Origin of the sequence: Pontibacter ummariensis (genome assembly GCF_900188175.1) — a bacterium.
Classification (GTDB): Bacteria; Bacteroidota; Bacteroidia; order Cytophagales; family Hymenobacteraceae; genus Pontibacter; species Pontibacter ummariensis.
In genome coordinates this window covers 211,400-237,743 of the sequence record NZ_FZOQ01000002.1, presented here as the reverse complement: position 1 = coordinate 237,743, position 26,344 = coordinate 211,400, and the positions used below count along the sequence as shown (strand labels likewise).

Below are 26,344 nucleotides of genomic sequence, written 5' to 3'. Positions count from 1 at the left end.
GTCCTATATCCATTGTCTCAAGATGAAAAAAGCATTATTCATAGACCGTGACGGGACCATCTTAGTGGAGCCGAAGACGGATTTTCAGGTGGACTCCTTTGAGAAGTTTGCCTTCATTCCCAAGTCCATCAGTAACATGGCCCGCATTTTTAAGGAGCTGGACTACGAGTTCGTGATGGTTACGAACCAGGATGGCCTTGGCACCGACTCTTACCCGGAAGATACTTTCTGGCCTTACCAGAACAAGATGCTGGAAGTGCTCGAGAGTGAGGGGATTAAATTCGACGACATCCTCATTGACCGTAGCTTTGAGCACGAGGGACTGGCGACACGCAAGCCTGGCGTCGGCATGATGAAGCGTTACCTCGCAGGTGAGTATGACCTGGCGAACAGCTATGTGATCGGGGACAGGCAGACGGATGTAAAGCTGGCGCAGAATTTGGGTGCGAAAGCAATTTTTATCGGCGATACAAAAGCCGAAGGTGCCGCGCTAAGCACGAACGACTGGGATGAGATCTATCGCTTTTTGAAAAGCCCTTCTACCCGCAGTGCTACGGTAAGACGCAGTACTTCCGAAACAGACATCCTGGTAGAGTTGAACCTCGATGGAACTGGCAAAATGGACATCAAAACAGGCCTTGGCTTTTTTGACCACATGCTGGAACAAGTGGCCAAGCACGGCAAGCTGGACCTGAAGATACAGGTAAAAGGGGACCTGCATATTGACGAGCACCATACCATCGAAGACACAGGCCTGGCTTTAGGCGAAGCTTTCCTGCAGGCACTGGGCGATAAGCGGGGCATCAGCCGTTACGGCTTTTTCCTGCTGCCCATGGACGAAACGCTGGCCCAGGTTGCCATTGACTTCAGTGGCAGACCCTGGGCTGTTTGGGAAGGAGAGTTTAAGCGCGAAAAAGTAGGGGATATGCCTACAGAAATGTTTTTCCACTTCTTCAAATCTTTCAGCGACACCTCCAAATCGAACCTAAACGTGAAGGTAGAGGGGCAGAATGAACATCATAAGATCGAAGCAATTTTTAAGGCCTTTGCCCGTGCCATTCGCATGGCAGTAGAACGAGATTTGCAGGATACTTCCATACCGAGTACCAAAGGTGTTTTATAAAAGATAACGCATGCACGCCTAAAAGGCCCGGTGAAAAGCCGGGCCTTTTGTTTTTCCTGTATCGCCTATAGCTGTAATTTGAAAAAGGTAAAGCACTTATTTAGCTTTTGGCTCGCCGACTCTTATGCTATCCTTTCACCTTGATCCTTGGGGAGACACCATTTTGTGAATCTCCGATTGCTTTCTAGCAAAGCGCAAAGTGACAAGAAAATAGAGAGGACAGGGTAGAGAGTGATGACAGAGTAGAGCCGCTTGCTGATCCATAAAAAAAGCCTACCCAGTTTTTCTGTGATGCACCAGGACCCATCCCTGTCAGGAAACGAAATCGAGGGCCCTGCCTCCAGCAGCGCTAAGGGAGAAAACGCGTCCTCTCTAAAGCAGGTGTCCTACCCCAGAAATGAAGCGCAAAGTAACCTCTATGGAAAAGCCTTCGCTACGTAAGATCAGGCGAACGGTAACAGGAAGACTTGCAATGACTTATGCCTTGTGCTTAGCTTAGCCTCAGCCAATCCTCTGCAGCCTCAATCGTTTCAAAGGTTTTAACGATGTCTGTCTCTGTGGTGTGTTTAATAGACTTATCGGTAGAAAGACGGCCGAGGGTACTAGGGGAGTAGACCCAGGCAAAGTGGAGGAGCCCTGCCTGCCGCATGCGGGGGAGCCAGTCCTGTCCTACCCACTTAGAGGCACCAGACCAGATTCCTTCGAGGTTCGAATTATCGTTCAATACCTTCGTAACCCGGTAATGTTCCAGGCACTCCAGTATCCGCTCACATCCTGCTGTTACGGTGTCATAGTTGTTATAGCCGCGCCAATTGGCATAGATCCAATCATCAGCCGGGTTATATTCTATTACAATGTAACTGTCCCTGAAAAGTAATTCCTTTCTAGCAAATTCCATTAAAGCCTATACTTTTGTTAGCAAGAGGACTACAAAAATAAGGATTGATATCGGTAAAAATCAAACTTTACCGGCTTCCTTCCTGTTAGTACGGTACACAAGGCAGTGCAAAATACGCCTTCTGGTCCTGTTGGAATGAAAGGAGCAAAAATCAAGCCTTCCCCTTTGTTTTAGCTTTCTTTCTGCTGAAAGCATCAGGTTTGCAGTTCTTTACGTTCTTAATTGTAGCGGACCTTTGGTATAGTACTTGAGCTGCGTTCCCATAACTGGAAATCTGCTTTCTTTTAATTCCAAGATTAATAACAAAATATGAAGAACCCTTTCCTGCCCATTCTTTGTTTCAGTACCATGTTAAATTTTACTAATGCATCAGCAGGAGAGGTTCCTGATACCACCTCTTTAACACCAGCAGTACAAAAGTTATCCAGGGCGGTCACTTTCGAAACCGTCTCTACCGTGAATAAGGACGATTTCAGGTACGAGGAGTTCCTGAAGTTGCACGACTACCTGGAGCAGGCCTTCCCTCTGTTACATGACCGCCTTCAGAAAACAGTCATCAACGAGTACAGCCTGCTTTTTACCTGGCAAGGGAATAATCCGGACCTGAAACCCATTCTGCTAAGCGCCCACCTGGATGTCGTGCCCGTGGAGAAAGCCTCCGAGGACGATTGGAAAGAGCACCCGTATAAAGGCATTATAAAGGAGGGCTACGTGTGGGGGCGTGGCACCATGGACGACAAGTACCGGGTGATCGCCATGATGGAGGCCGTAGAGCAACAACTGGAGCAGGGCTACGCACCGGACCGCACCATATACCTGGCATTTGGACACGACGAGGAAGTAGGGGGCTATGCCGGAGCCGGCAAGATCAACGAATACTTAGAAGAGCAGGGCGTACAACTGGAGGCTATCTTTGATGAGGGCCTTGCTGTAGCAGAGGATGTGGTGCCGGGGTTAAAAGATCCGGTGGCATTGATTGGCACGGCTGCCAAAGGGAATATCAACCTAAAGTTGACCGTGCAGGGCGTTGGCGGACACTCTTCTGCACCACCTAAAGAAACACCTATCTACGTACTAAGCCGGGCGCTGACTAGGTTACACAACAAGCCGTTCAAGCCCCGCATGATCCCGACAACCAAGGAAACCCTGAATACCCTGGCCGGGGAGTTAGGAGGGAAGTATAAGTTTGCGATGCGGCACTACGGGCTGTTTAAGGGCAAGGTGCTGAAGATGCTGGCCAAAGACCAGGCGACCAATGCCCTGATCCGTACCATCATGTCGCCCACGGTAATGGAGGCTGGCGAAAAGTACAACGTGTTGCCAAGGGAGGCAAGTGCTATCGTCAATATCAGGATCCTGAATGGGGAAGACAGGGAATCGGTGATAGCGCATGTGCGTAAAGTGGTACGCGACGAGCGGGTAAATGTAGAAGTGCATGGCGTGTACACCCCACCGTCGCAGATCACAGAAACGAACACAGCAGTCTACAAAGCCTTAAAAGCCTCCATACACGAGACATACCCGGGCGTGATGGTGGTGCCTGCTTTGTTCCCAGGCTCCAGCGATGCCAAGCATTATACCAATCTAACGGATAACATATTCCGCTTTGCACCCCAGGTGGTAAACCGGGAGAACGCCAAGTTGGTGCATAATGCAAATGAGCGGATGTCGGTAGAGGGTTTCCACCAGGCCATCACCTTTTACGACAGCCTGATACGCAATACCTGTGGCCTGGTAGAAACAGACGCCCTGGTGCAGCAGGAAGAGGAGGAAGGTGGCTTAGGCGTAACAGGAGAGTAAAAATATTTTACAAATATATTTGCTCTTGCAGATTTAGCCTTTACATTTGCAACAGAGAGAGGGAAAAACTCCCCATTATTGAAAAGACAAGATCAGATGGTTCAAAATCTTCATACAGCATGGTGGTGGCACGTTACAGAACATAACGTGAACAGCATTGCTATATACAAACAGAAGTAGAATCAGCAAGAACGATAAAGGTATAAAAGCCCGCTGCTCACGACGAACAGCGGGCTTTTTATTTTTAACCCACAGCAAGGTGATGAAAAAGTATCAGATCAGTACCACGTATAAGCGCCTCCTGGCCGACACCCTGACCCCCGTGAGCGTGTACCTCAAACTCCGGGACCAGTACCCGAACAGCATACTGCTGGAAAGCTCCGACTATCACGGGGCCGAGAACAGCTTCTCCTACATTTGCTGCAGCCCGATGGCCAGCATCAAGGCCGAAAACGAACTCTTGACGGAGTCCTTCCCGGATGGTACAGTACAGCAGACCCCCATAACGGAAGAGGTAAACGTACCCTCCCGCCTGGCTGCTTTTTCCCAGAGCTTTGAGGTGGAGGAGAACGGTTTTAGCTTCATCAACAATGGCTTGTTTGGCTACATGAACTACGATGCGGTGCGCTACTACGAAGACATAGACCTTAACCTGCGTCCTGACCGCCAGCAAATTCCGGATCTGTACTATGCGGTGTACCGCTACATCATCGCCATCAACCACTTCACCAACGAAGCCTACATTTTCTCCCACAGCTATGGTCCGGCAGATAACGAAGGAATTGCCCAGCTGGAGGCCCTGCTGAACAGCCGCAATATCCCCAGCTATACCTTTAATACAGTAGGAGAGGAAGCTTACAACATCAGCAGCGAGGACTTTTTGAAGAACATCGAGAAGGCCATGCAGCACTGCTTCCGGGGGGATGTGTTCCAGCTTGTGCTTTCCAGAAGATTTGAACAGGCCTTCCAGGGAGATGAGTTTAATGTGTACCGGGCTTTGCGCTCTATCAACCCTTCCCCTTATCTCTTTTATTTCGACTACGGCAGCTTCAAGATTTTCGGTTCTTCGCCGGAGGCCCAGCTGGTGATCAAAGACAAAAAGGCCAGTATCTTCCCGATCGCGGGCACTTTCCGCCGGACAGGGGATGACGCAGCAGATGCAGCACTCGCTGAGAAGCTGTTGGCCGACCCGAAGGAAAACGCGGAGCACGTGATGCTGGTGGACCTGGCCCGCAACGATCTGAGCCGCAACGGACACAGCGTACAGGTGGAGACCTTCCGGGAGATACAGTTCTACTCACACGTCATTCACCTGGTATCGAAAGTGTCCGGCACTTTACACAAGCAGGAAGATTCCCTGCAGATGGTAGCCAGCACTTTCCCGGCAGGTACTTTATCCGGAGCGCCGAAGCACATGGCCATGCAGCTGATAGACCGCTACGAAAACAGCAACCGTGCCTTTTACGGGGGCTGCATCGGCTTCCTCGACTTCAACGGCAACTTCAACAGCGCCATCATGATCCGCTCTTTCCTGAGCAAGGATTACAAGCTCTTCTACCAGGCAGGTGCGGGCATTGTGGCAGCATCGAAGCCGGAAAATGAGCTGCAGGAGGTGGATAATAAACTAATGGCCCTGCGAAAAGCATTATCACTAGCACAGGAGATCAACTAACATGGAAGTTTTAGTAATAGATAACTACGATTCGTTTACCTACAACCTTGTGCACCTGCTACAGGAGCTGGGGGCAGAGGTAACCGTGCGCCGCAACGACAAGATCACCTTAGAGGAAGTCGGCAAGTTTAAAAAGATCATGCTTTCCCCTGGTCCGGGTATTCCCGACGAGGCAGGCTTACTCAAAGACATCATCCGCACATACGGTTCCAGCAAAAGCCTTTTTGGCGTGTGCCTGGGGCATCAGGCGATAGGGGAGGTGTACGGCGGGAAGCTGTTTAACAGTAACGAGGTGTGGCATGGTGTGGCGACGCCAGTAAATGTGGTGAGTGAGGATGAGCCTCTGTTCAAAGACCTGCCAGCTTCTTTCGGCACCGGTCGTTACCATTCCTGGCTGGTGGAGAAGGAGCTGCCGGAGTGCCTGATACCAACTGCGATAGACTCCCATGGCCACATCATGGCCCTGCGCCACAAAGAGCACGATGTGCGAGGCGTGCAGTTCCACCCGGAGTCTGTACTAACCGACCATGGCAAGGAAATCATAAAGAACTGGCTGGAAAGCTAGGCCGGAAGAAAGATATGTAGACAAAGGACAAAAGACTTCTCCTGAAGAGAAAAATCTAGCAAAAGTTCCTTTGTCTTTTATCCAAAAGTCATTTGTCTATCAAACATGAAAGAGATACTAAATCACTTATTTGAGCACAAGACCCTGACCAAAGAGCAGGCGCGGGAGGTGCTGGTAAACGTTACGGCCGGCAAGTACAACCAAAGCCAGATCTCCAGCTTCCTGACGGTGTATATGATGCGCAGCATTACCGTGGAAGAGTTGGAGGGCTTCCGCAATGCCCTGCTGGACCTGTGCCATCGGGTAGACCTGGATGCTTACAACCCCATAGACCTCTGTGGTACAGGAGGCGATGGGAAAGACACGTTTAACATTTCTACCCTCTCTTCTTTTGTTGTGGCAGCGGCAGGCGTTCCGGTGGCCAAGCACGGTAACTACGGTGTTTCTTCTTCCTGCGGCTCCTCTAACGTTCTGGAGGCACTGGGTGTCAACTTCACGACAGACACCGATAAGCTGGAGCGTAGCATCGATAAGTATAACATCTGTTTCCTGCACGCGCCCCTTTTCCACCCGGCCATGAAGAATGTAGGACCTATCCGCCGGGATCTGGGTGTCAAGACCTTCTTTAACATGCTGGGCCCGATGGTGAACCCGGCTTTCCCGAAACGGCAGATGGTGGGCGTGTTTAGTTTGGAGCTAGCCCGCATGTATGGTTATCTTTATCAGCAAACAGATACCCATTTCAGCATCATTCACACCCTGGACGGCTATGATGAGGTATCGCTCACAAGTCCTTTTAAGGTGATCTCTGACCGTAAGGAGATGTTACTGGATGCGGAGGCCCTGAACCTGCCGCGTTTACAGCACGAGCAGATAAAAGGCGGCGCAGGGGTGGAGGAATCGGCCGAGATATTTGTACGCGTGCTGAAAGGGGAAGGTACTGCTGCTCAAAAGTCCGTCGTTTCGGCGAATGCGGGCATGGCCCTGCAATGCGCCAAGCCTGAGCTGGAAATACAAGAGGCCGTTGCCCTGGCAACAGAAACCCTGGAGTCGGGCAAAGCTTACCGTCTTTTCCAGGACCTGGTGACCGACCAGAAATTAGCATCGGTTTAAAGCAGAATGAATTTAAGTAGCTTATTAGCACATCCATAAACTAGCATATCAAAGATGAACATACTCGACGAAATAATCGCCTATAAATACCAAGAAGTGGCTGAGCGCAAAGAACTGTACCCGGTGAAGCTGCTCGAGAAAAGCCTGTACTTCGAGAACACCTGCATGTCGCTAGAGCGCTACCTGTTGCGCCCGGACAAAAGTGGCATCATTGCCGAGATCAAGCGCAAGTCTCCTTCCCGTGGCGATATCAACCCCTACGTTTCTGTAGAGCGCACCTCGATTGGCTACATGCAGGCAGGTGCTTCGGCCCTTTCTATCCTGACGGACACCAGGTATTTTGGTGGAAAGAACGAGGATTTGATGACGGCCAGAAAGTATAATTACTGCCCCATCCTGCGCAAAGACTTTATGGTGGACGAGTACCAGATCGTGGAAGCGAAGTCTATCGGAGCAGATGCCATCCTGTTGATTGCTGCTGCCCTGGAACCTGCCAGGTTGAAAGAGCTGGCTTCCTTTGCCCGCTCCCTCGGCCTGGAAGTGCTGCTGGAAGTGCACAGCAAAGAGGAGCTGGACGCTTCGCTGAACGAGTACGTGACGGTAGTGGGGGTAAATAACCGTAACCTGAAAGACTTTAAAACGAGCGTAGACCTGTCTTTTGAATTGGCTAACTACATCCCGAAAGGTATCACCAAGATCTCTGAGAGTGGCATTTCGAATGCCCAGGTGATGGTAGAGCTGAAAGAGGCAGGCTTTCATGGCTTCCTGATCGGGGAACGCTTCATGTACGAAGGCCGTCCGGAGCGTGCTGCCACCGAGTTTATCCGGGAGTACAAAGCACTGTTGGCCAAGAAACCAGTTACCGCATGAAAGTAAAGGTGTGCGGCATGCGGGAGCCGGAAAATATCCGGAAGGTAGCAGCCTTGGGGCCTGATTTTATGGGTTTCATCTTTTATGAGAAGTCGAAACGCTTTGCTGGCAACAGCATTACACCCGAGTTGCTGGCTTCGCTGTCCCCTTCTGTCCAGAAAGTAGGGGTGTTTGTGAATGAGACGAGTGAGTTTATTGGGCAAAAGGTGAGGGCCTTTGGGCTGGACCTGGTGCAACTGCACGGAACCGAATCGCCCCGGCAGTGTCAGGAACTAAAGGATGCCGGGATAAAAGTGATCAAGGCCTTTTCGGTAGGCGATAGCTTTTCTTTCCAAAGCACCTTACTGTATGAGCGTTCCTGCGAGTACTTCCTCTTCGATACCAAAGGCAAAAGCTACGGCGGAAACGGTGTCGTCTTCGACTGGGAGCTGCTGAAAGGAAACTTGTCGGACAAGCCTTTTTTTCTGAGTGGCGGATTGAACCTGGGGAACCTGGCAGGAGAGGAGTTTGAAGCTCTAAGGCCGAAACCCTTTGCCCTGGACGTTAACAGCGGTTTTGAGCAGGAGCCAGGTCTGAAGAAGGTGGAGGAACTAGAGCGACTGATTGAAGGGATAAAAGGAAAGCGCTAAGCTTTAATTAAGCAGCGCGCCATAAGTTTCCGGCCTGCAACTAAAAATAACAAAAAGACCAACAGGTAATAAATACCTGCTGTCATAGATTTAAGTCTAGAAGAATGAAATACTCAGTTGACGAAAATGGCTTTTACGGGAAGTTTGGCGGTGCCTACGTACCCGAGATGCTTTATCCGAATGTGGAGGAACTGCGCCAGAATTACCTGAAGATCATGCAGGAGCCCGACTTTCAGGAAGAGCTGCAGGGCTTATTAAAGGATTACGTGGGGCGCCCAACCCCGCTTTACTATGCCAAGCGTCTTTCAGAAAAGTACCACACCAAAATCTACCTGAAGCGCGAAGACCTGAACCATACAGGTGCTCATAAGATCAACAACACCATGGGCCAGATCCTGCTGGCGAAGCGCCTCGGCAAGAAGCGCATTATTGCGGAAACAGGAGCAGGACAACATGGTGTGGCGACTGCCACCGTATGTGCCCTGATGGGCCTCGAGTGCATTGTGTACATGGGTGAGGTAGATATCGAACGACAGGCGCCGAACGTGGCTCGCATGAAAATGCTGGGAGCAACCGTGGTGCCTGCTACGAGTGGCAGCCGCACGCTGAAAGACGCTACGAACGAGGCTATCCGTGACTGGATCAATAACCCGGAGGATACTTATTACATCATCGGGTCTGTGGTAGGACCGCATCCTTACCCGGACATGGTAGCCCGCTTCCAGGCTGTGATATCGGAGGAAATGATGACTCAACTGCAGGAAAAGGAAGGGCGTGATTACCCGGATTATGTGGTGGCCTGTGTAGGGGGTGGCAGTAATGCCGCCGGTGCTTTCTACCATTACCTGGATAGATCAGAAGTAAAGCTGGTGGCCGTAGAGGCGGCTGGATTGGGCGTAGATTCGGGCGAATCAGCCGCTACCTCCGTGCTGGGCAAGGAAGGGATCATTCACGGAAGCCGCACCTTGCTGATGCAGACCGAAGACGGGCAGGTAACAGAGCCCTATTCTATCTCAGCTGGCCTGGACTATCCGGGTGTCGGTCCCTTGCATGCGCACCTGCACCAATCCAAACGTGCGGTTTTTGAAAGCATCACAGACGAGGAGGCCCTGCAGGCCGTGCTGGAGCTAACCAGGCTGGAGGGCATTATCCCCGCGCTGGAGAGTGCACATGCCCTGGCTGCTCTCGGTAGAATCGGGGCGAAGCCTGAGGATGTCGTGGTGGTGAACCTTTCCGGGCGTGGAGACAAAGACCTGACAACTTACTTAAACAGATTTCACTTCGATGGAGAATAGAATCAAGCGACTTTTTGCAGAAAAGCAGGGAGGCCTGCTGTCGGTGTACTTTACTGCGGGTTACCCGAACCTGAATGATACCGTGCCCATTATCCTGGAGCTGGAGAAGAACGGGGTGGACCTGATTGAGGTAGGCATGCCTTTCTCTGACCCCTTGGCGGATGGACCTACCATACAGCAAAGCAGCGAGATTGCCATCCGGAACGGAATGACGATTCCCATGCTATTCGAGCAACTCCAGGACATTCGCCAACATACACAAATTCCGCTCGTGCTCATGGGCTATCTGAACCCCGTGATGCAGTATGGGGTAGAGCGTTTCTGCCAGAAGTGCCGGGAGGTGGGCATAGACGGTATTATCCTGCCGGATTTGCCTTTAGCCGATTACGTGCGGGAGTACAAACACATATTCGAGGAGCATAACCTGAGCAAAGTGTTCCTGATAACGCCGCAGACACCCGAGCAGCGCATACGCGAAATTGATACACATACCAATGGTTTCGTGTACATGGTATCTTCTGCCTCCACAACAGGCAGCACCAATGGCAAAGCCGTGGCAAACACGGACTACTTCCAGCGGGTTGGGAAAATGGAACTGCGGAACCCTGCCATGATCGGTTTCGGCATTCATAACAACGATACGTTCAGCCAGGCGTGCCAGCATGCAAAAGGAGCCATTATCGGTAGCGCCTTTATCAAAGCAGTCGCACAGGAAGGAAGCCTGCAGGAAAATATCCATTCATTTATTCAAAGCATTAGAACAACAGCATGATCATACAATTACAGCAGGGAATACCTGACGACGCAAAGGAGAATATACTGAGCAAGGTAAAAGGTGTTGGGTATAAGGCCACAGAGGTAAAGACCCAGGAAGGGCACTACCTGGTGGCTATCGGAAAGAAGGAGTTCGACATCCGCACCATCGGCCAACTGAAAGGCGTGGCTGATATTTACCGCGTATCGGATGAGTACAAGCTAATCTCCCGCAAGTGGAGGGTAGAGCCAACGCGGATCGACCTAGGGGATGGCGTAGTCGTAGGCGAGGGGCAGTTCAGCATCATGGCGGGGCCGTGCTCTATCGAAAACGAGCGCCAGATAGAGCTGGTGGTCGAGCACCTGAAAGAGAACAACGTGAAGATCATGCGCGGTGGCGTGTTTAAACCGCGTAGCTCCCCTTACGCTTTCCGTGGCCTGGGCATAGAGGGCCTGCAGATGTTTTACCGTATTTGCCGCGAGAATGGCATCAAGATCATTACGGAGGTAATGCAGGTATCGCAGATCGAGGAGATGATAGACTATGTGGACGTGTTCCAGGTAGGGGCCCGTAACAGCCAGAACTTTAACCTGCTCGATTCGCTGGGTGAAGCGCAAAAGCCCGTGTTGTTGAAGCGCGGTATTTCCGGTACGCTGGAAGAGTTGCTGCAGGCCTCGGAGTACATTTTCTCGAATGGCAACGAAAAGATCATGCTGTGTGAGCGCGGCATCCGTGGCTACGAGAAAGCCTACCGTAACATACTGGACCTGAACGCAGTGCCGGTACTGAAGGAGAAAACGCACCTGCCGGTGATCGTGGACCCATCCCATGGCATTGGCTTGCGGGACTATGTAGCGGATATGGCCCTGGCTGCAGTCATGGCCGGCGCCGATGGGGTGATCTACGAAACGCACCAAAAGCCGGAGGAAGCCTTCTCGGATGGGCAGCAAACCCTTAACTTTAAAGAGTCGGAGCGTTTGATCCGCCGCATGCGGCAAGCCTATGAGCTGCGCGAAAGCTTTTAAGGGAAAGGTTCCTGGTATTTATTTCCTAACTTGCGCGTGCATGAAGGCAGCTACCTCTCCTGGTTTAAGTAGTAGTAGCCCGGGTTAACGCTCGGGGCCGGCGCCTTTGTACCTGCTTTTCTTAGTTGAAACCCACAACGCCTGACTCCCCTATAGGAATCAGGCGTTTTTATTTTTTAAAGCTTAACCGGTTTTTATCGTAGCAAAGGAGTAAAAACAGTAAATGCTGCAGCGATACAAAACAAATTGCACCAAAAAGCGACCAAATGGCTGGGCTTTGGGAAGGCATAGTCTAATCCTGTTCCTGGCAGGGCTTTGCGCTGGTTGCGCATCCATTCGTGAGTCACCGAAGTATCAGTTTGCCACCGGGGATTATAGAGTGAACACGCCCGGTGCCACTGCTGTGCAGGCGTATGTTGACGTAAAAGAGGACAGCGTTGTAGTGTATCCCTTCAACAAGCAGCGCGACGCCCTAACCGAAAGGTTGGATACAGCCCATCGTGTGGTCTTACACACAACGGAAGAAGTGGAGCAGGTAAAAGGAGAGCGGTATGCCTACACCTTCTCCAAGTGGTCTTTTGACATAGATGTGCTGACGATACCTTTTAAGTTTCGGCCCGGGGAAGAAGGCTTTCCGCAGCAGTTGACCACTACGTTTCAGGGCGCAGTGTATGTAGGCGGGCGCAAGGATATTTTCCTGCTTAAGTACAAGCCTACTCCTGTACCCGACTACCATAAAAGCTTTAACCACTTTGGGTACAGCGTGGGTTGGTTCACGGGTATAGGAGCCACGACCATGAATGAGTTTGTGACAAGGGGTGCGGTGCCTTACGAGTATGAGGGGATGGTGCTACTAAACGGGGTAGCAGGCATTGTAGGCCTGAACAACTTTACGCTGGGCCTGGCCATAGGCATAGACCACCTCTTTGACCAGAACAGGGAGCACTGGATCTACCAGCATGAGCCGTGGGTGGGGCTAGCCTTTGGCCTTAACCTGAATTAATGACATGATTTGATTTTAAATATTCGCATGAGCCCAATACTAGAGAATCTCGATTTAAAAGACCTGAAAAACAACCACCCCAGCGACATTGCCGAGGTGCTGAGCGAGTTGAACGAGAAAGAGCGGGTACTGGCTTTCCTGCTGCTGCCTGGCGAGCTGAAGTCAGAGGTGTTCACCTACTTTAACTACTCCACGCAGGAGGAGCTCCTGAAAAAGCTTGGATCTACCGATACGGCGGAAATGCTGGAGAACATGGCACCGGACGACAGAACGGAGATCTTCGAAAACTTCCCGGATCTGCTCATCAAAGAATCCATTAACCTGCTCTCGCCAGAAGAGAAGAGCGTGGCACTGAACCTGCTGGGTTATCCCGAGAAAAGCATTGCCCGTCTGATGACTCCTTACTACATCCAGTGCAAAAAGGGCTGGACCATCAAGCAGGCGCTGGAAAACATCAAAAGGTATGGAAAAAAAGCGGAGACGCTCAATCATGTGTACGTGGTGGACAAAGAGAACAAGCTCATCGACGACATCCGTATCGGGAAGCTGCTCATGGCCAACGAGGATGAAACCATCGAGTCCTTGATGGACTACCAGTTTCTTAGCCTGACCACGACCATGAGCCGCGACGAGGCCATCGAGCAGTTTAACAAGTACGATCGGGCCGTTATGCCCGTCGTGTCAGAAAAGGGGGTGCTGGTAGGGATTGTGACCTTTGATGACATCTTCGATGAAATAGAGCGTCGGGACACGGAAGATATCCAGAAGTTCGGTGGTCTGGAAGCCCTTGAGCTGTCCTATACCGAAACGCCCCTGCTCACACTCGTTAGAAAAAGGGCCAGCGTGTTGCTGATCCTTTTCCTGGGCGAGATGCTCACAGCCTCGGCCATGGGTTACTTTGAAGAAGAGATTGCAACGGCAGTGGTGCTTGCCCTGTTCATCCCGCTTATCATTTCCAGTGGCGGTAACTCTGGCTCGCAGGCGGCCACCCTGATCGTGCGTGCCATGGCTATTAAAGAACTGGGACTGCGGGACTGGTGGTATGTCATGCGCAAGGAGGTGTTGTCCGGGGTGATGCTGGGGCTAATATTGGGTGCCGTAGGATTCCTGCGCATAATTGTATGGCAGCAGGCAGGGTTTTATGACTATGGCGAATACGCCTTTCTGATAGGGCTAACGGTAGGATTTTCCTTAATCGGCATTGTGCTGTGGGGAACCCTCTCTGGCTCCATGATTCCCTTTCTGCTTCAAAAGCTGGGTTTAGACCCAGCCACCTCTTCAGCACCTTTTGTCGCCACCCTGGTGGATGTTACCGGGCTGATCATTTACTTTACCATCGCCGCCAGTATGCTGAGCGGGACCCTCTTATAAAAACAGAGGCAAAGATTTTATTTCAAAAGCTACTTTTATCGTCGGAAGTCCTATATTTGTAATCATGACAGGCACAAAAGCTCATTGGCATCATCATCACGCACGAAACCGTCGTTTCGGAGCTGCCTGCCTATGGATTTGCTAAACGTTTAAAACACATATCCAAAAGCCTGACTCCGCAGAGTCGGGCTTTTTTGTTCCTGCTGCCAGACAAGTATCTCTAGGAGCAGGGGAATAGCTTTGATGAACGTTCCGTGTCTGTTGCCTTTTACCTTATGTTTTAAAAGAAGAAATGAACCTCGTAATAGTTGATTACAAAGCGGGAAACGTGCAGTCGGTGATGTTTGCGCTGGAGCGGCTCAACATACAGGCGACCCTCAGCTGTGACTTTGAGACCATCAAAGCCGCAGACAAAGTGATTTTTCCGGGTGTGGGGGAAGCCTCCTCGGCCATGGAGCAACTCAAGGCCCGCAACCTGGATAAACTCCTGCCCACGCTGGAGCAGCCTTTTTTTGGCGTGTGCCTGGGCATGCAGCTGCTGTGCCAGCACTCGGAGGAGGGAGAAACGCCCTTGCTGGGCATTATTCCGTTGGAGGTAAAGCGCTTTCAAACGGATTTGAAAGTGCCCCACATGGGCTGGAACCAACTGGAGCACCTGGCTTCGCCGCTTTTTGCCGGCTTGCAGGAGAAAGAGTACGCTTACTACGTACACAGTTATTATGTGCCGCTCAGCGACTATACCATCGCGCAAACATCCTATCCCGAGCCTTTTTCGGCGGCCTTGCACTACAAAAACTTTTATGCTGTCCAGTTCCACCCTGAGAAAAGCGGACCTGCCGGCAGCCAGATCTTAAAGAACTTTTTAGCCTTATGATGGAGATTATCCCAGCCATAGACATTATCGGCGGGCAGTGCGTGCGCCTTACGGAAGGCGACTTTGCCCAGCAGACCACCTACGACAGCAACCCTTTGGAGGTAGCCAAGCGTTTTGAAGCCAATGGTATCAAGCGCTTGCACTTAGTAGACCTGGACGGGGCGCGGGCAAAGAAGCCGGTAAACCTGGCAGTACTCGAAAACATTGCTGCCAACACAGCACTAACAATCGATTTTGGAGGGGGGCTACAGTCGGAGGAGGCCGTGCGACAGGCTTTTGAGGCGGGGGCAAGCCAGATCACGGCCGGAAGCATAGCGGTGCGGGAGCCCGAGACGGTGAAGGACTGGCTCCAGCAGTACGGGCCTGACAAGATAATTGTGGGAGCTGACTTTAAGGGGAAACATATTGCCATCAGCGCCTGGACAGAAGAAAGCAACTATGCCCTGCAGGATTTTATAGCCGATTACCTGAAAGCGGGTGCCCAGCTGTTTATTTGTACCGATGTGAGCAAAGATGGCAAGCTGCAAGGCCCGTCCTCCGAAACCTACCGCCAACTGCAGCAGGCCTTGCCGCAGGCTGGTTTGATCGCCAGTGGTGGCGTGACGACGGTGGAGGACCTGAAGGTATTGCAGGAGATAGGGGTAAAAGGGGCCATTATCGGAAAAGCTATTTACGAGGGCACCATTCAACTGAAGGATTTAAAAGAATTTGTATGCTAACCAAACGCATCATTCCCTGCCTGGATATTAAGAACGGACGCTGCGTCAAAGGCGTGCAGTTCGAGAACATACGGGATGCAGGCGACCCGGTAGAACTGGCTAAATGGTATGCCCAACAAGGGGCGGATGAACTCGTGTTTCTGGACATAACCGCCACCAACGAAGAACGCAAAACGTTCGCAGAGCTCGTACGCGACATTGCCCGCCATATTGATATTCCTTTTACCGTTGGGGGAGGCATTGGAGCCGTGGCGGATGTAGAAGTCCTTTTGATGGCAGGAGCCGATAAAGTTTCGATCAACTCGGCTGCCATTCGTAACCCCCATCTCGTGGCAGAGCTGGCAAAGCGGTTTGGCAGCCAGTGTGTAACCGTGGCTGTGGATACCAAACATACCGAAGCGACCGGCTGGAAAGTGTTTGCCCGTGCCGGGACAGTAGAAACCCCACATGCCACAGTAGACTGGTGCCGTCAGGTAGCCGACCTGGGAGCAGGGGAAATACTCTTGACGAGCATGAACAACGATGGGACGAAGGCTGGTTTTGCATTGGATATCACCGGAGCCGTTTCTGAAGCTGTTTCGGTACCCGTTGTCGCTTCGGGAGGGGCAGGTACGATGCAGCACTTTGCCGATGTCTTCCATCAAGCCAAGGCTGATGCTGCCCTGGCTGCCAGCCTGTTTCACTTCCGTGAACTGGAAGTGCCGGAGCTGAAAGCCTTTCTGAAGCAGGAGGGCGTGGACGTGCGCATTTAAATTTACACGCAGGATAGAGCAAAAGACTGTTAAAGGTCGACATACGCTTAAGTTTAACTTATAATGCAAGAAAGAGTGGAACTGGATTTTGAAAAAACGGGCGGTTTGGTGCCGGCTATCATACAAGATGAGGTAACGGGCCAGGTGCTCATGCTGGGCTATATGAACCAGGAGGCACTGGACAAAACGAGGCAGGAGGGGCTGGTGACTTTCTTCTCCCGCTCTAAAAACCGTCTCTGGACGAAAGGGGAAACCTCCGGCAACACCCTACTGGTTATTAGCATTACCCGCGATTGCGATGCCGACTCCCTGCTGATTAAAGTAAAACCAGCTGGCCCTACCTGTCATACAGGCACTACCAGCTGTTTTGGGGAGGAGGAAGGAAGCAACCGCACCGCGGCAATTCGTTTTCTTGCCGCTTTAGAGGAAGTTGTACAGGAGCGGAAGGTAAACCCGGTAGAAGGCTCTTATACGAATTTCCTCTATGAGAAAGGGGTAAACAAAATCGCCCAGAAGGTAGGAGAAGAGGCGGTGGAGACGGTTATTGACGCCGTTGCCGGCAAGCTGGACACCATGAAAGGCGAGGCTGCTGACCTGTTGTATCACCTCTTGGTACTATTGTCTGCCACAGGCCTGGAGTTGAAAGATGTTGTCGAAGTACTACAGGAACGGCATAAGAAGTAACCGAAGAGGCCGCTGAGGGTAAAATTTCAGCGGCCTCTCCGTTTATCTGCCATAAAGCATTAGTAGCTTACAGAAACCGCTTGATCGCATCGCTTACCTCGCCTCCTTTTTCTTCCTGCAGAAAGTGCCCTGTCTTAAATGTCTCTACCTGTGCCTCCGGAAAAGCCTGCTGCCATTTATCTAAAAAATGGCGGGGAAGCAACTTATCTTTCTCTCCCCACAGGATCAGCTTGGGGATGCCCTTCAGTTTCGCTCGCTGCTCCCAAAGATTGGCAAAATAGGGGTTGGCCTCATGCAAGGCACGGGCGAAATGCCAGGTGCCAAGTCGCTTAGTCGACGTATGAAGGGGCTTGAGATAATGGCTGTGGATGTCTTTTGTCAGGTGTCGTCGCTGTGCATATCCTTGAGGGAGCAGTATCCGGGGGGAGAAGCCCAGCTGCAGGTATAAAAACCGACCAATACTACCGCTCATAAACTTACTCGCCTTGCGGATTGTCTTTTCCTCTGCCAGGCTCCACATCCAGGTGTTCAGAATCACCAGCGCTTTTACGTTGGCAGGGTGCCGCAAGGCGTAAGACAGCCCGATGGGTCCCCCAAAATCATGCACGACCAAGGTAACTTGTTTTAACTGGAGATGCTCAATCAACTTTTCCAGGTTATCAGCGTGGGCTGCCGGGGTATAGCTAAAATCAGCCGGCTTATCTGAAAGGCCAAAACCAAGGTGATCAGGCGCTATGCAGCGGTATTGGCGGCTGAGCGACTTAATCTGTTGCCGCCACACAAAAGACCACGTAGGGGTTCCGTGCACAAACACAAGAGGCTCCCCCTCGCCCTCATCCACATAGTGCATGTTGCCTTGCTCCAGCGTGAGTGAATGGGGAGCAAAAGGGTAGAGGATGCGGTCAAGCCATTTGGGTGTGTTCATTTATATTTTCTCTTTTTCTTGTGCGCCTGCTTGTCTGGAGCAAGATAGCTCTTCTGCCTGTCATGTGCCAAATCCTTCGCGGCACATACTGCACCGGGGTTTGCTTTTTACGTTAACAAACGACAATAGCTGTTTCCTAGGGGAAGTTTTACTCAGGATGCACGTAAAGCATCATAAAGCAAGTGCGCAGGCGGTATTTATGGTAAAGGACAAAGGTGTAGGGGGAAAGTTGAAAGGATGGTCGTGGATGGGCTATACCCTGGTGTGCTTTGTGCTGCTGATTTTTGCCGTGGCGCTCTATGCCGATGACTGGCTGGAGGATACACTGCGAAGCGTGGTCCGGCAAAAGTCTAAGGGGGTATATGCCCTTCGCCTACAGGACGTGCGGGTTGGTTTACGAGGGGGCGAAATAACTTTAGCCGGTGTTCGGTTGGAACCCGATTTTCAGCGCTGGCAGGCCTTACCCGATAGTTCCCAAATGCCCATGTTGTATCGCGCACAGGCTGACAGAATCTCTATAGAAGGTTTGAGCATTTGGGACCTGATCATAAGTAGTCCCATCAGAGTGCGCATGCTGTTCATGGAGACCCCGACGGTACAAGCCTACCGCATGAAAGGCAATGATGACGACAAAAACAAGCCTTTGTATGAGCAGCTTTCCGGAAGGCTAAAGCGCCTGACACTGGATTCTCTCAGGATCAATGCAGGGAGCTTTTTCTTTAGATCAGATTACAAGAACACTTATAACGATGTGGCTTTGCAGGGGCTGAACCTGCGCATGCAGGACCTATCCTTGGATAGTGTCGCTTTTGTCGCGGAGGAGAGAGTGCTGTATGCCAGAAGGATCAGAGTAAATGTTGATACAACTGATTTTCTGCTCCCAAAAGGCTTATACCGGCTGAGAACGGGACCCATTGCTGTGGACACTCAAACGAGAAGCCTGGAGGCAAAGCAGGTACAGCTAGTGCCGCTTTTTAGCCCCACCGGAATGGCTAAAAGTGTGGGGGAAGTGGTGAGCTGGATGGAAGGGACCGCACCGCTCGTTCAGTTACAGGATATAGACTTTGGTGCGTATGTCAAAAAGTCCGGCTTTATGGCACGCTCTGTTACGGTACAGAACCCTCGCCTGTATACCTATACGGACCTGAAGCATTTTACCAAGAAAAGTGATAAAGAGCTACCGCATCAGTGGGTACAGCGTTTAGAACATAGGCTGGATGTAGACACCGTCGAAATCAAGAACTTGAATGTGCGCTACGAGGAACTGCAGCTGGAGTCAGACAAAAAGGGCTACATTACCTTTGAGAACACGAACATAACCATGACAAATCTTACCAATGTACCGGAGGTGATGTCCAGGAAAACCCCAGCCGTCCTACGCGCGAGCACGCGGGTCATGGGTTCAACTCCTCTAAACTGTACAATGCGCCTGCCCTTCTTAAGCGAGAATTTTTACCATGACCTAGAGGGGAACATCGGAGCCTTTGACCCGGCAATTCTCAACCCGATCTTAGAGCCGTCCATGTTCGTGACCGTAGAAAGCGGACATGTGCAGGAAGGGCACTTTCAGTTTAAACTGGATGAAGAAGACGCTGAAGGTTCGATGACCGTGCTGTACGACAACCTGGAGATAGAACTGCTTTCTAAAAGAGCAGGTGTACGGCAACCGCTTGGAAAAGAGATTCTCTCAGAAGTCATTAACTGGGTCGCCATAAAAGAAGAGAACCCGGATGAGCCGGGAGAAAAGCCACGGGTAGCGCAGGTAAGGGTAAGCAGAGACCGCAAGAGTTCTGCCCTAAGCTACTGGAAAGACTGCCTGGCTGACGGGTTTTTAAGCTCGATGGGGCTCAAACAGCAGGCAAAAGCACTTTAACATTAATGAAACGCAAGGGCACAAGCTGAAAGGCTGTTAAGACAAAGAGGGCACCTGAGGTCAAAGATTCATAGGTGCCCTCTATTTGTACTCTTTCGGAAGGCCTAGACATTGGTCGTCTTTATAAGCAGCTTCCGGTATTTGGTGAAGATGCTAGATTTGGAGACAAAACCTAAATACTGGTCTTGACGGAGTACGGGCAGGTTCCAGGCGTTTGACTCGTCAAACTTCTTCATCACATCGGCCATGCTGTCGTCATACTGCACCATGGCCGGCGGCCTTACCATCAGCTCTTTTACTTTTACCGTATCGTACTTCTCTGCCTTAAACATGATCTCGCGCACGTTTTCGAGTAGGATAACCCCCTCTAATTTCTGCTCGGCATTTACGACCGGGAACAGGTTCCGTCGGGAGTGCGCGATAACCTGCACGAGTTCCCCCAGGGTGGCGTCAGGTGACACAGGCTGGAACTCGGTTTCGATCAGGTGCCGGATCTTCATGATGCGCAGGATAGTGCGGTCTTTGTTATGGGTTAGCAGCTGCCCTTTCTGTGCCAGTTTCTTTGTATCCAGCGAGTAAGGCTCAAAGTACTTGACCAGTGCATAAGAGGTGGCCGAGACAATCATCAGCGGGATCATGAGGGTATAGCCGCCAGTAATTTCAGCAATCAGGAAGACGGCAGTGAGGGGAGCGTGCATCACACCGCTTAAGATACCAGCCATCCCGACCATCGAAAAACTGCTAACGGGAAGTCTGCTGATCTCGAGCAGATTTACCAGGCGTGAAAAGAAAAAGCCCGTGGTGGCCCCTACAAACATGGAAGGGGCAAAGTTGCCGCCATTCCCGCCGGAGGCAATCGTAATGGTGGTGGCAAACACTTTTACCAGCGCCAGTGCCCCTACAAAACCCAGCACCAGCCACTCATTCGTGCCAAAAAAGGCCAGCCAGCTATCCTGTAGCAGCATCTGGGCATTATTACTTTCCAGGAGGCTCACGCTGGTGTAGCCCTCCCCAAACAGGGGCGGGAAGAGCATGATCAACAAACCCAGCAGGACGCCCCCCACCATAGCGCGGGTATACACTTTGTTATGGTAGCCTTCAAACAGTTCCTCTACCCGCAAGGCCATGCGCGTATAGTAGACCGACATCATGCCGCAGAGAATACCCAACAGCACATAAAAGGGAACATGCGCGGCAGCGAAAAACTCGCGCTGCCCGATGTAAAACAGAATCTCTTCCTGCAGGATGATCTTAGAGCAGAGAGTACCTACTACCGCCGCAATAATGAGCGGAATAAAAGCGGAGATGCTGATGTCGGTGAGCAGCACTTCTATCGCGAACAGCACCCCGGCAATAGGCGCGTTGAAGACGGCCGCAATACCCGCAGCAGCACCGGAAGCCAGCAACAGGGTACGGTCGCGGTAATTCAGGTGATACTCCCTGCCATAATTAGAGCCAATGGCCGAGCCCGTTACCACGATCGGGGACTCCAGACCGGCGGAGCCACCAAAGCCTACCGTCAGGGCACTGGTGATGACGTGGAAGTACATGTTGTAGCGCTCCACCATGCTCGACTTCTGCGATATATTGAACAGGACAGAGGCCGTACCCCGGCTTGGCTTGCCCTGGAACAGGGTGCGGGCCACAAACACGGTGAGCAGGATACCGATGAGGGGGAATATGACGAGCCAATAGGGCTGGTCTAAAAGTCTGTTGCCGTATGCCAGCAGTTCATGGATATAGTGTACAAGGGTTTTTAGCACTACTGCTGCCATGCCTGCTGTGAGCCCTACCAACACACTCGAGATAAGCATAAACTCTCGGTCTGAGGTGTGGCGGCGCAGCCAGAGAAGGGGTATCTTCGTTTTTTTATAATATGGCATTCTTAGCGTCAGCCGGATCAAGAGCTTTAAGTGAGATTTACAAAATTAGGAAGATCGTTTGCTAACCTCAACCATTCCTGAACATACTTCTTATTTTTATTTACACTAAAATTGTGCACTTCCCCTAACTAAAACATTGTTTTTCCTGTTACATTAAAGGCTAAAGCCACTGCTGGGGAAATTGTTAGCGGAGACAGGGGGTAAGATGGCAGGCGGTTTGTTGTGGGCCTGTAAGAGAGGAGGGGCTTTTATTGTGTTTCCACAGGTCGGAAACGAGAACCGCCACTACGATGGAGAGCAGCCAAGGGGCTGAACATGTGTTTGAGGGAAACTGAACAAGTATAGTTTATAAATCTACGCATAAAACTACAGCGGGAGTAGAGGAAAGAACAGGTGAACCGCGCAGCTGAAGCAAGTCCATCTGGGCTAAAAGAGCTGTTGTTCTTCCGGGTAGTAAGATTTTATAACACGCCAAACCTAAGTTCAGTTAAAAAACATCCTCCCTTACCCTCAGTTTATCGGCATGGCGCTTTGGTTTATTTCTTAACCGATATAGAAGAGCAAGATGAGACAGGATGCGCAAGAGTATAATAATTTGATTCTTCTGGACCAGCACGGTCCTTTTCATATCATAGGAGACGTACACGGGTGCTTACAGGAACTGGAGACTTTATTGCAGCGGCTAGGCTACACCGTTAGCTTTCTAGAGCAGGAGCAGCGCTATGAGGTCATACCTCCGGAAGATTACAAGCTGATTTTTGTGGGAGACCTGGTGGACCGTGGGCCTAACTCTCCGGAGGTGCTGCGCCTGGTAATGGACATGGTAGAGCAGGGGATAGCCTATTGTGTGATGGGCAATCACGACGATAAACTCTATCGTAAACTGCAGGGGCGGAACGTACAGGTGCGCCATGGGCTGGAAATCACCATGGCGCAGTTGGAGCGCTATGACCGAGCTTTCCATAGGCGGGTGTGGAAATTTCTGCAGGACTTGCCACACCACATTATTTTAGATGACGGCAGGTTAGTCATCGCGCATGCGGGGCTGGAGGAACGCTATCACGGACGCAAAACAAGAGGTACCCGTGAGCTTTGCCTCTATGGCCCCACGACAGGGGACCTGGATGAGAGAGGCTTGCCTGTGCGACTGGATTGGGCAGCATCCTACTGTGGCAAGGCCATTGTGGTATATGGCCATACACCGGTACATGAGCCTAGGTGGCGTAACAACACCATTAACATCGACACCGGTTGTGTTTTTGGGGGGAGCCTTACCGCCTTAAGCTATCCGGAGCAAACGCTAACTTATGTAGATTCTTTCGAGACCTATGCTGAGCCCCTCCGGCCCTTTGTCACGTACCAGCATCATCACTCTTCTTCTTAAGGGCCTGCTCCCGGTATTTATCCTGGCTCTGGACCTGTTCCAGGTGCTCTTTGGCCAGGTAGTCCTTAAACTCTTTCAGGTTGGTTTTCTGCCAGAAAGGGATCTTGTTCTGCACAGCGGTTCTACCAATGACATGGGCCGCCACCGGGGCCGTCACAAAAGAGAAACCGATCACCAAAAACACCTTCAGCAGGATATCCGACTGGTTAAAGTAAACGCCTATCCCCAGCAGGATCAGGCCCAGGCCCAGGGTAGCCCCCTTCGTAATGGCCGACATGCGGATATAAAAGTCCGGGAAGCGGAGTAGGCCGATGTTGGCAATAAGCATAAACAGCACCCCTGCCAGTATCAGCACACAGCTGATCAGTTCGCGAAGCAGGACAAAATCAATATTCTCTAACATCAACTCTTGTTTATTTTCATCAGGTAATAGGCAAAAGAGATAGAGCCCAGGAAACCAAATAAAGACAGGATAATGGCAACATCTATGAAGTCCTCGTTATTGGTAAACTCTGTATAGATGGCAATGATCCCGATCACGTTTGCCACGATCAGGTCGAAAGCAGCTACCCGGTCTGGTAAGGTGGGCCCCACGGCAAACCGTACTGCCGTAAGTACCAGGCAAATGCTCAGGACCACCATGGCGGTCGTCAAAGTCAGGTAAAAAGGGCTCATTTTGTCAGTTCTAGCAGCCTTCGTTCAAAACCATGCTTGATGTTCCGCTTCAGGCGTTCTATATCGTTCTGCTTCACATACAGCGCATGCACGTACAAATGCTTTCTGTCTTCACTCAGGTCTATGCTCAGGGTGCCTGGCGTAAGCGATATCATGTTAGCCAGGAAAGTAATCTCAAAATTAGTCTTCACAGCCAATGGCAGGGCCAGCACGGTAGGGCGCATGTAGTAGTGGGGGGTCAGGATATCAAAAGCAATCTTCAGGTTTGCAACCAGCAACTCTTTCAAAAAGAAACCGGCAAAATTGAGTGCCTTCGGCAGTTTTCGGAAATAAGAACGGCTGTAGAGGAAAGCGCTTAGCCACAAAACTGCCATGATGAGCAGGAACAGGGCGACAGTGCCTAACGCGTTATAAGGCAAGGGGGAGAGCTCCAGGTAATAGAGTACGTGGGTGCTGAGCGCGGCAATAAAACAGTGTGTGAGAAAAGTTTTCATGTACTTGTGGTCTTCTGTTTTGCTTACTTACTGGCGATGCAAGGTCTTCTCACTTTAATACGGCTTTTATATACGTTTCGCTGTGGAGCAGTTGCGCTGCTGCGGTTTCTGCCAACATAAGGACCGGCGCAGCATAAAGCCCCATTAACAGAATAAACAGCATCAGAAAAATAACAGGCAGGTAAAGCAGGCGCTGGCGGAGGACGTCGGTGCTGGTTTTTTTGACAGGGGGCGCAGGTTTCTTCTTCTTTTTCCAGAATACCTCGTTCCAGATCTTCGTCATAGAGAAAAGCGTGACGAGGCTAACCGCCAGCGAGGTGCCGGCAATCAGGTAGTTCCCGGACGCAAAACCAGCTTTAGCCAGCATTAACTTGCCCCAGAAGCCAGAAAGTGGTGGGATGCCAGCCAGCGACAGGGCAGACAGAAAAAACAGCAGAGCCAGAAAAGGCCTCCGGAGGTAAAGCCCACCCAACTTCTTTAGGGCAAAGGTACCCTCGGCCTGTGCCACCACGCCGCTGATAAGGAAGAGGTTCGTTTTAACAAGCACGTTATGCAGGGTAAAGAAAATAGTGCCTGCCAGCGCCAGGGGGGTGTAGAGGGCCAGCCCCATGAGCATATACCCGATCTGACTGATGATGTGGAAGGAGAGAATTTTCCGGAAATCGATCTGTGCGGCAGCCCCAATTACCCCAATCACCATCGTAAGGCCAGCGAGTACCAGGAACAGGGGCAGGGCAAAACTCAAGCTCACAACAAAGACGGTGGTAAAGAGGCGCACCAGGGTGTAGATCCCCACCTTAGTAATCAGGCCGCCAATAAAGGCGGAGACGGCAATAGGCGGGGTGTGGTAGGAGGCAGGCAGCCAGAAGAACATCGGGAAAACAGCCGCTTTGATACCGAAGCCCACGATAAAAAACACCCCCGCAATAGGGAGCAGGGATAAGTTGGGATGGTTCGCTTCCTGCACCATTTGTGCCAGGGCAGCCAGGTTTAAGGCGCCAAACAAGCTGTACAGCACCCCGACGCCTGTTAGTAAAAGCCCGGAAGCCAGAAAGTTGATCGTGACATATTTGATGGCTCCCTCCAGTTGCCCTCGGGTGCTACCCAACGAGAGTAGGGCGAAGCAACAGATCAGCAGCACTTCAAACCACACGTACAAGTTGAAGATATCGCCCGTCAGGCAGACTCCGCTCACGCCCATTTGTAAAAACAACAGCAGGGGATAGTAGCCGTAGCGCTTACGGGCCCTGTCAAGGCCAGGAAGAGAGAAAAGGAAAACGGCTAAACCGGTAACAGTCCCGGTGAGTACCATCAGGGCGCCGAAGATATCGGCTACCAGCGTGATGCCAAAGGGGGCAGGCCAGTTGCCGATTTGTGTGGCCAGAACCCCTTGCCCAAGTACGTGGTACAGCAGCATGCCTGCCGCTGCTGTCCAGGCAAGCTGGCTGGCTGCGGTGACGGCGGTTTGCAGCTTTATCCACCGCCAGCATAGCAGACAGGCTATGGCCCCATAAAGGGGAATCAGCAGGGGAAGCAGGAGCAAGAGGTTCGGGTGCATGTACGGCGTGTTTGACGGTGAGGAAGACTGGAGAAGAGAGCGGAAAGAGTAAGTTTAGGTCTTGTCCGTACTGTTCAGTTCATCCAGGTTGTTGGACTTAAGGGTTTGGTATACCCTACGGACGAGCACGATCGCGAATGCCTGTATGCCGAAGCCGATCACGATGGCAGTGAGCAGCAGGGCCTGCGGCACCGGATCGGCATAGGGCTCTGTGGCCACTTCCTCCGTTTCCGGGATAATGGCAATGCTGCTGCGCGTAATGCCTCCCACGACAAATAAAAAGAGATTGGTGGCCAGCCCGAAGAGGATGAGGCCGAGGATCAGCTTGAACAGGTGCCGGTGCAGCATAAAGTACAGCCCTACGGCAAACAGAATCCCGATCATGAAAGGTAACAGTATTTCCAT

The 26,344-nt window shown here is 51.4% G+C and carries 26 protein-coding genes; 18 read left to right on the top strand and 8 right to left on the bottom strand.

The genetic code is table 11. The features are described 5' to 3' along the window. Positions 1 to 22: 22 nt before the first annotated feature. Positions 23 to 1,123: a bifunctional histidinol-phosphatase/imidazoleglycerol-phosphate dehydratase HisB gene (gene hisB, locus CHB92_RS03070; RefSeq protein WP_089317698.1), complete on the top strand. Its 1,101-nt coding sequence runs from the start codon at positions 23 to 25 to the stop codon at positions 1,121 to 1,123. 490 nt (positions 1,124 to 1,613) lie between these two features. On the opposite strand, the gene CHB92_RS03065 is transcribed toward hisB, so the two are convergent. Next, a complete protein-coding gene (locus CHB92_RS03065) occupies positions 1,614 to 2,021 on the bottom strand; it encodes a hypothetical protein (RefSeq protein WP_089317697.1) in 408 nt (135 codons plus the stop codon). A gap of 348 nt (positions 2,022 to 2,369) precedes the next feature. On the opposite strand from CHB92_RS03065, the gene CHB92_RS03060 reads away from it, so the two are divergent. From CHB92_RS03060 to hisIE, 15 genes are all read left to right on the top strand, one after another. Beyond that, positions 2,370 to 3,821 carry a M20/M25/M40 family metallo-hydrolase gene (locus CHB92_RS03060; protein ID WP_179222943.1) on the top strand — a complete coding sequence of 484 codons (1,452 nt, stop codon included), beginning with the start codon at positions 2,370 to 2,372 and terminating at the stop codon, positions 3,819 to 3,821. A 262-nt stretch (positions 3,822 to 4,083) separates the two neighbouring features. Continuing rightward, on the top strand, positions 4,084 to 5,493 hold the full coding sequence (locus tag CHB92_RS03055) for an anthranilate synthase component I family protein (RefSeq protein WP_089317695.1): 1,410 nt from the start codon (positions 4,084 to 4,086) through the stop codon (positions 5,491 to 5,493). A gap of 1 nt (position 5,494) precedes the next feature. Next, positions 5,495 to 6,058 (top strand): anthranilate synthase component II, encoded by a 564-nt coding sequence (locus tag CHB92_RS03050; protein WP_089317694.1) that lies wholly within the window; start codon positions 5,495 to 5,497, stop codon positions 6,056 to 6,058. A gap of 105 nt (positions 6,059 to 6,163) precedes the next feature. Continuing rightward, positions 6,164 to 7,171, top strand: coding sequence for an anthranilate phosphoribosyltransferase (gene trpD, locus CHB92_RS03045; protein ID WP_089317693.1), 1,008 nt, complete (start codon positions 6,164 to 6,166; stop codon positions 7,169 to 7,171). Positions 7,172 to 7,225: 54 nt separating this feature from the next. Continuing rightward, positions 7,226 to 8,041: an indole-3-glycerol phosphate synthase TrpC gene (gene trpC / locus CHB92_RS03040; protein WP_089317692.1), complete on the top strand. Its 816-nt coding sequence runs from the start codon at positions 7,226 to 7,228 to the stop codon at positions 8,039 to 8,041. Continuing rightward, a complete protein-coding gene (locus CHB92_RS03035) occupies positions 8,038 to 8,670 on the top strand; it encodes a phosphoribosylanthranilate isomerase (protein WP_089317691.1) in 633 nt (210 codons plus the stop codon). The genes trpC and CHB92_RS03035 overlap by 4 nt, the downstream gene beginning before the upstream one ends. A 104-nt stretch (positions 8,671 to 8,774) precedes the next feature. Further along, positions 8,775 to 9,965: a tryptophan synthase subunit beta gene (gene trpB, locus CHB92_RS03030; RefSeq protein ID WP_089317690.1), complete on the top strand. Its 1,191-nt coding sequence runs from the start codon at positions 8,775 to 8,777 to the stop codon at positions 9,963 to 9,965. Further along, positions 9,955 to 10,737, top strand: coding sequence for a tryptophan synthase subunit alpha (trpA, locus tag CHB92_RS03025; RefSeq protein ID WP_089317689.1), 783 nt, complete (start codon positions 9,955 to 9,957; stop codon positions 10,735 to 10,737). The genes trpB and trpA overlap by 11 nt, the downstream gene beginning before the upstream one ends. After that, complete coding sequence (locus CHB92_RS03020) at positions 10,734 to 11,744, top strand: bifunctional 3-deoxy-7-phosphoheptulonate synthase/chorismate mutase (protein WP_089317688.1); 1,011 nt, start codon at positions 10,734 to 10,736, stop codon at positions 11,742 to 11,744. The genes trpA and CHB92_RS03020 overlap by 4 nt, the downstream gene beginning before the upstream one ends. Positions 11,745 to 11,967: 223 nt before the next feature. After that, positions 11,968 to 12,747 (top strand): hypothetical protein, encoded by a 780-nt coding sequence (locus CHB92_RS03015; RefSeq protein WP_089317687.1) that lies wholly within the window; start codon positions 11,968 to 11,970, stop codon positions 12,745 to 12,747. A gap of 27 nt (positions 12,748 to 12,774) precedes the next feature. Further along, a complete protein-coding gene (mgtE, locus tag CHB92_RS03010; protein ID WP_089317686.1) occupies positions 12,775 to 14,118 on the top strand; it encodes a magnesium transporter in 1,344 nt (447 codons plus the stop codon). Positions 14,119 to 14,410: 292 nt separating this feature from the next. Continuing rightward, positions 14,411 to 14,992, top strand: a complete 582-nt coding sequence (gene hisH, locus CHB92_RS03005) for an imidazole glycerol phosphate synthase subunit HisH (RefSeq protein ID WP_089317685.1) — start codon at positions 14,411 to 14,413, stop codon at positions 14,990 to 14,992. Further along, complete coding sequence (gene hisA / locus CHB92_RS03000; RefSeq protein ID WP_179222949.1) at positions 14,992 to 15,711, top strand: 1-(5-phosphoribosyl)-5-[(5-phosphoribosylamino)methylideneamino]imidazole-4-carboxamide isomerase; 720 nt, start codon at positions 14,992 to 14,994, stop codon at positions 15,709 to 15,711. The genes hisH and hisA overlap by 1 nt, the downstream gene beginning before the upstream one ends. After that, the gene (gene hisF, locus CHB92_RS02995) at positions 15,705 to 16,463 is read left to right on the top strand and encodes an imidazole glycerol phosphate synthase subunit HisF (RefSeq protein WP_089317683.1); all 759 of its coding nucleotides are present in this window, start codon (positions 15,705 to 15,707) and stop codon (positions 16,461 to 16,463) included. Before hisA ends, hisF begins: the two co-directional genes overlap by 7 nt. A 63-nt stretch (positions 16,464 to 16,526) precedes the next feature. Beyond that, entirely contained in the window at positions 16,527 to 17,147 is a 621-nt protein-coding gene (gene hisIE, locus CHB92_RS02990) for a bifunctional phosphoribosyl-AMP cyclohydrolase/phosphoribosyl-ATP diphosphatase HisIE (protein ID WP_218824227.1), read from the top strand. Positions 17,148 to 17,214: 67 nt separating this feature from the next. Here hisIE and CHB92_RS02985 read toward each other — a convergent pair whose 3' ends face one another. Further along, a complete protein-coding gene (locus CHB92_RS02985) occupies positions 17,215 to 18,072 on the bottom strand; it encodes an alpha/beta fold hydrolase (protein ID WP_089317682.1) in 858 nt (285 codons plus the stop codon). A gap of 199 nt (positions 18,073 to 18,271) precedes the next feature. On the opposite strand from CHB92_RS02985, the gene CHB92_RS02980 reads away from it, so the two are divergent. Then, positions 18,272 to 19,945 carry a hypothetical protein gene (locus CHB92_RS02980; protein WP_089317681.1) on the top strand — a complete coding sequence of 558 codons (1,674 nt, stop codon included), beginning with the start codon at positions 18,272 to 18,274 and terminating at the stop codon, positions 19,943 to 19,945. Between the two features lie 104 nt (positions 19,946 to 20,049). Here CHB92_RS02980 and CHB92_RS02975 read toward each other — a convergent pair whose 3' ends face one another. Beyond that, a complete protein-coding gene (locus CHB92_RS02975) occupies positions 20,050 to 21,828 on the bottom strand; it encodes a chloride channel protein (protein WP_089317680.1) in 1,779 nt (592 codons plus the stop codon). A gap of 565 nt (positions 21,829 to 22,393) precedes the next feature. Here CHB92_RS02975 and CHB92_RS02970 point away from each other — a divergent pair. Next, positions 22,394 to 23,212, top strand: coding sequence for a metallophosphoesterase (locus CHB92_RS02970; RefSeq protein ID WP_089317679.1), 819 nt, complete (start codon positions 22,394 to 22,396; stop codon positions 23,210 to 23,212). Here the strand turns inward: CHB92_RS02970 and mnhG are convergent. The 5 genes from mnhG to CHB92_RS02945 are packed head-to-tail and all read right to left on the bottom strand — an operon-like array spanning position 23,181 to position 26,344. Then, positions 23,181 to 23,615 (bottom strand): monovalent cation/H(+) antiporter subunit G, encoded by a 435-nt coding sequence (mnhG, locus tag CHB92_RS02965; protein WP_089317678.1) that lies wholly within the window; start codon positions 23,613 to 23,615, stop codon positions 23,181 to 23,183. The two genes, CHB92_RS02970 and mnhG, sit on opposite strands and share 32 nt — an antisense overlap. After that, positions 23,615 to 23,887, bottom strand: coding sequence for a monovalent cation/H+ antiporter complex subunit F (locus tag CHB92_RS02960; protein ID WP_089317677.1), 273 nt, complete (start codon positions 23,885 to 23,887; stop codon positions 23,615 to 23,617). The genes mnhG and CHB92_RS02960 overlap by 1 nt, the downstream gene beginning before the upstream one ends. Beyond that, positions 23,884 to 24,381, bottom strand: coding sequence for a Na+/H+ antiporter subunit E (locus CHB92_RS02955; RefSeq protein WP_089317676.1), 498 nt, complete (start codon positions 24,379 to 24,381; stop codon positions 23,884 to 23,886). Before CHB92_RS02955 ends, CHB92_RS02960 begins: the two co-directional genes overlap by 4 nt. 49 nt (positions 24,382 to 24,430) lie before the next feature. Beyond that, positions 24,431 to 25,939, bottom strand: coding sequence for a proton-conducting transporter transmembrane domain-containing protein (locus CHB92_RS02950; protein WP_089317675.1), 1,509 nt, complete (start codon positions 25,937 to 25,939; stop codon positions 24,431 to 24,433). 54 nt (positions 25,940 to 25,993) lie between these two features. After that, entirely contained in the window at positions 25,994 to 26,344 is a 351-nt protein-coding gene (locus CHB92_RS02945; RefSeq protein WP_089317674.1) for an NADH-quinone oxidoreductase subunit K, read from the bottom strand.

Excerpts from the sequence above, each read along its gene's own strand:
- CHB92_RS02980 (WP_089317681.1), top strand. The coding sequence starts at position 18,272 with ATGGTAAAGGACAAAGGTGTAGGGGGAAAGTTGAAAGGATGGTCGTGG.
- CHB92_RS03015 (WP_089317687.1), top strand. The coding sequence starts at position 11,968 with ATGCTGCAGCGATACAAAACAAATTGCACCAAAAAGCGACCAAATGGC.
- CHB92_RS02955 (WP_089317676.1), bottom strand. The coding sequence starts at position 24,381 with ATGAAAACTTTTCTCACACACTGTTTTATTGCCGCGCTCAGCACCCAC.
- CHB92_RS03065 (WP_089317697.1), bottom strand. The coding sequence starts at position 2,021 with ATGGAATTTGCTAGAAAGGAATTACTTTTCAGGGACAGTTACATTGTA.
- CHB92_RS02970 (WP_089317679.1), top strand. The coding sequence starts at position 22,394 with ATGAGACAGGATGCGCAAGAGTATAATAATTTGATTCTTCTGGACCAG.
- CHB92_RS02975 (WP_089317680.1), bottom strand. The coding sequence starts at position 21,828 with ATGCCATATTATAAAAAAACGAAGATACCCCTTCTCTGGCTGCGCCGC.
- hisB (WP_089317698.1), top strand. The coding sequence starts at position 23 with ATGAAAAAAGCATTATTCATAGACCGTGACGGGACCATCTTAGTGGAG.
- CHB92_RS03050 (WP_089317694.1), top strand. The coding sequence starts at position 5,495 with ATGGAAGTTTTAGTAATAGATAACTACGATTCGTTTACCTACAACCTT.
- CHB92_RS03035 (WP_089317691.1), top strand. The coding sequence starts at position 8,038 with ATGAAAGTAAAGGTGTGCGGCATGCGGGAGCCGGAAAATATCCGGAAG.
- CHB92_RS02960 (WP_089317677.1), bottom strand. The coding sequence starts at position 23,887 with ATGAGCCCTTTTTACCTGACTTTGACGACCGCCATGGTGGTCCTGAGC.
- CHB92_RS02950 (WP_089317675.1), bottom strand. The coding sequence starts at position 25,939 with ATGCACCCGAACCTCTTGCTCCTGCTTCCCCTGCTGATTCCCCTTTAT.
- hisH (WP_089317685.1), top strand. The coding sequence starts at position 14,411 with ATGAACCTCGTAATAGTTGATTACAAAGCGGGAAACGTGCAGTCGGTG.
- trpC (WP_089317692.1), top strand. The coding sequence starts at position 7,226 with ATGAACATACTCGACGAAATAATCGCCTATAAATACCAAGAAGTGGCT.
- CHB92_RS02985 (WP_089317682.1), bottom strand. The coding sequence starts at position 18,072 with ATGAACACACCCAAATGGCTTGACCGCATCCTCTACCCTTTTGCTCCC.
- hisF (WP_089317683.1), top strand. The coding sequence starts at position 15,705 with ATGCTAACCAAACGCATCATTCCCTGCCTGGATATTAAGAACGGACGC.
- hisIE (WP_218824227.1), top strand. The coding sequence starts at position 16,527 with ATGCAAGAAAGAGTGGAACTGGATTTTGAAAAAACGGGCGGTTTGGTG.
- mgtE (WP_089317686.1), top strand. The coding sequence starts at position 12,775 with ATGAGCCCAATACTAGAGAATCTCGATTTAAAAGACCTGAAAAACAAC.
- CHB92_RS03020 (WP_089317688.1), top strand. The coding sequence starts at position 10,734 with ATGATCATACAATTACAGCAGGGAATACCTGACGACGCAAAGGAGAAT.
- mnhG (WP_089317678.1), bottom strand. The coding sequence starts at position 23,615 with ATGTTAGAGAATATTGATTTTGTCCTGCTTCGCGAACTGATCAGCTGT.
- trpB (WP_089317690.1), top strand. The coding sequence starts at position 8,775 with ATGAAATACTCAGTTGACGAAAATGGCTTTTACGGGAAGTTTGGCGGT.
- trpA (WP_089317689.1), top strand. The coding sequence starts at position 9,955 with ATGGAGAATAGAATCAAGCGACTTTTTGCAGAAAAGCAGGGAGGCCTG.
- CHB92_RS02945 (WP_089317674.1), bottom strand. The coding sequence starts at position 26,344 with ATGGAAATACTGTTACCTTTCATGATCGGGATTCTGTTTGCCGTAGGG.
- CHB92_RS03055 (WP_089317695.1), top strand. The coding sequence starts at position 4,084 with ATGAAAAAGTATCAGATCAGTACCACGTATAAGCGCCTCCTGGCCGAC.
- hisA (WP_179222949.1), top strand. The coding sequence starts at position 14,992 with ATGGAGATTATCCCAGCCATAGACATTATCGGCGGGCAGTGCGTGCGC.
- trpD (WP_089317693.1), top strand. The coding sequence starts at position 6,164 with ATGAAAGAGATACTAAATCACTTATTTGAGCACAAGACCCTGACCAAA.
- CHB92_RS03060 (WP_179222943.1), top strand. The coding sequence starts at position 2,370 with ATGTTAAATTTTACTAATGCATCAGCAGGAGAGGTTCCTGATACCACC.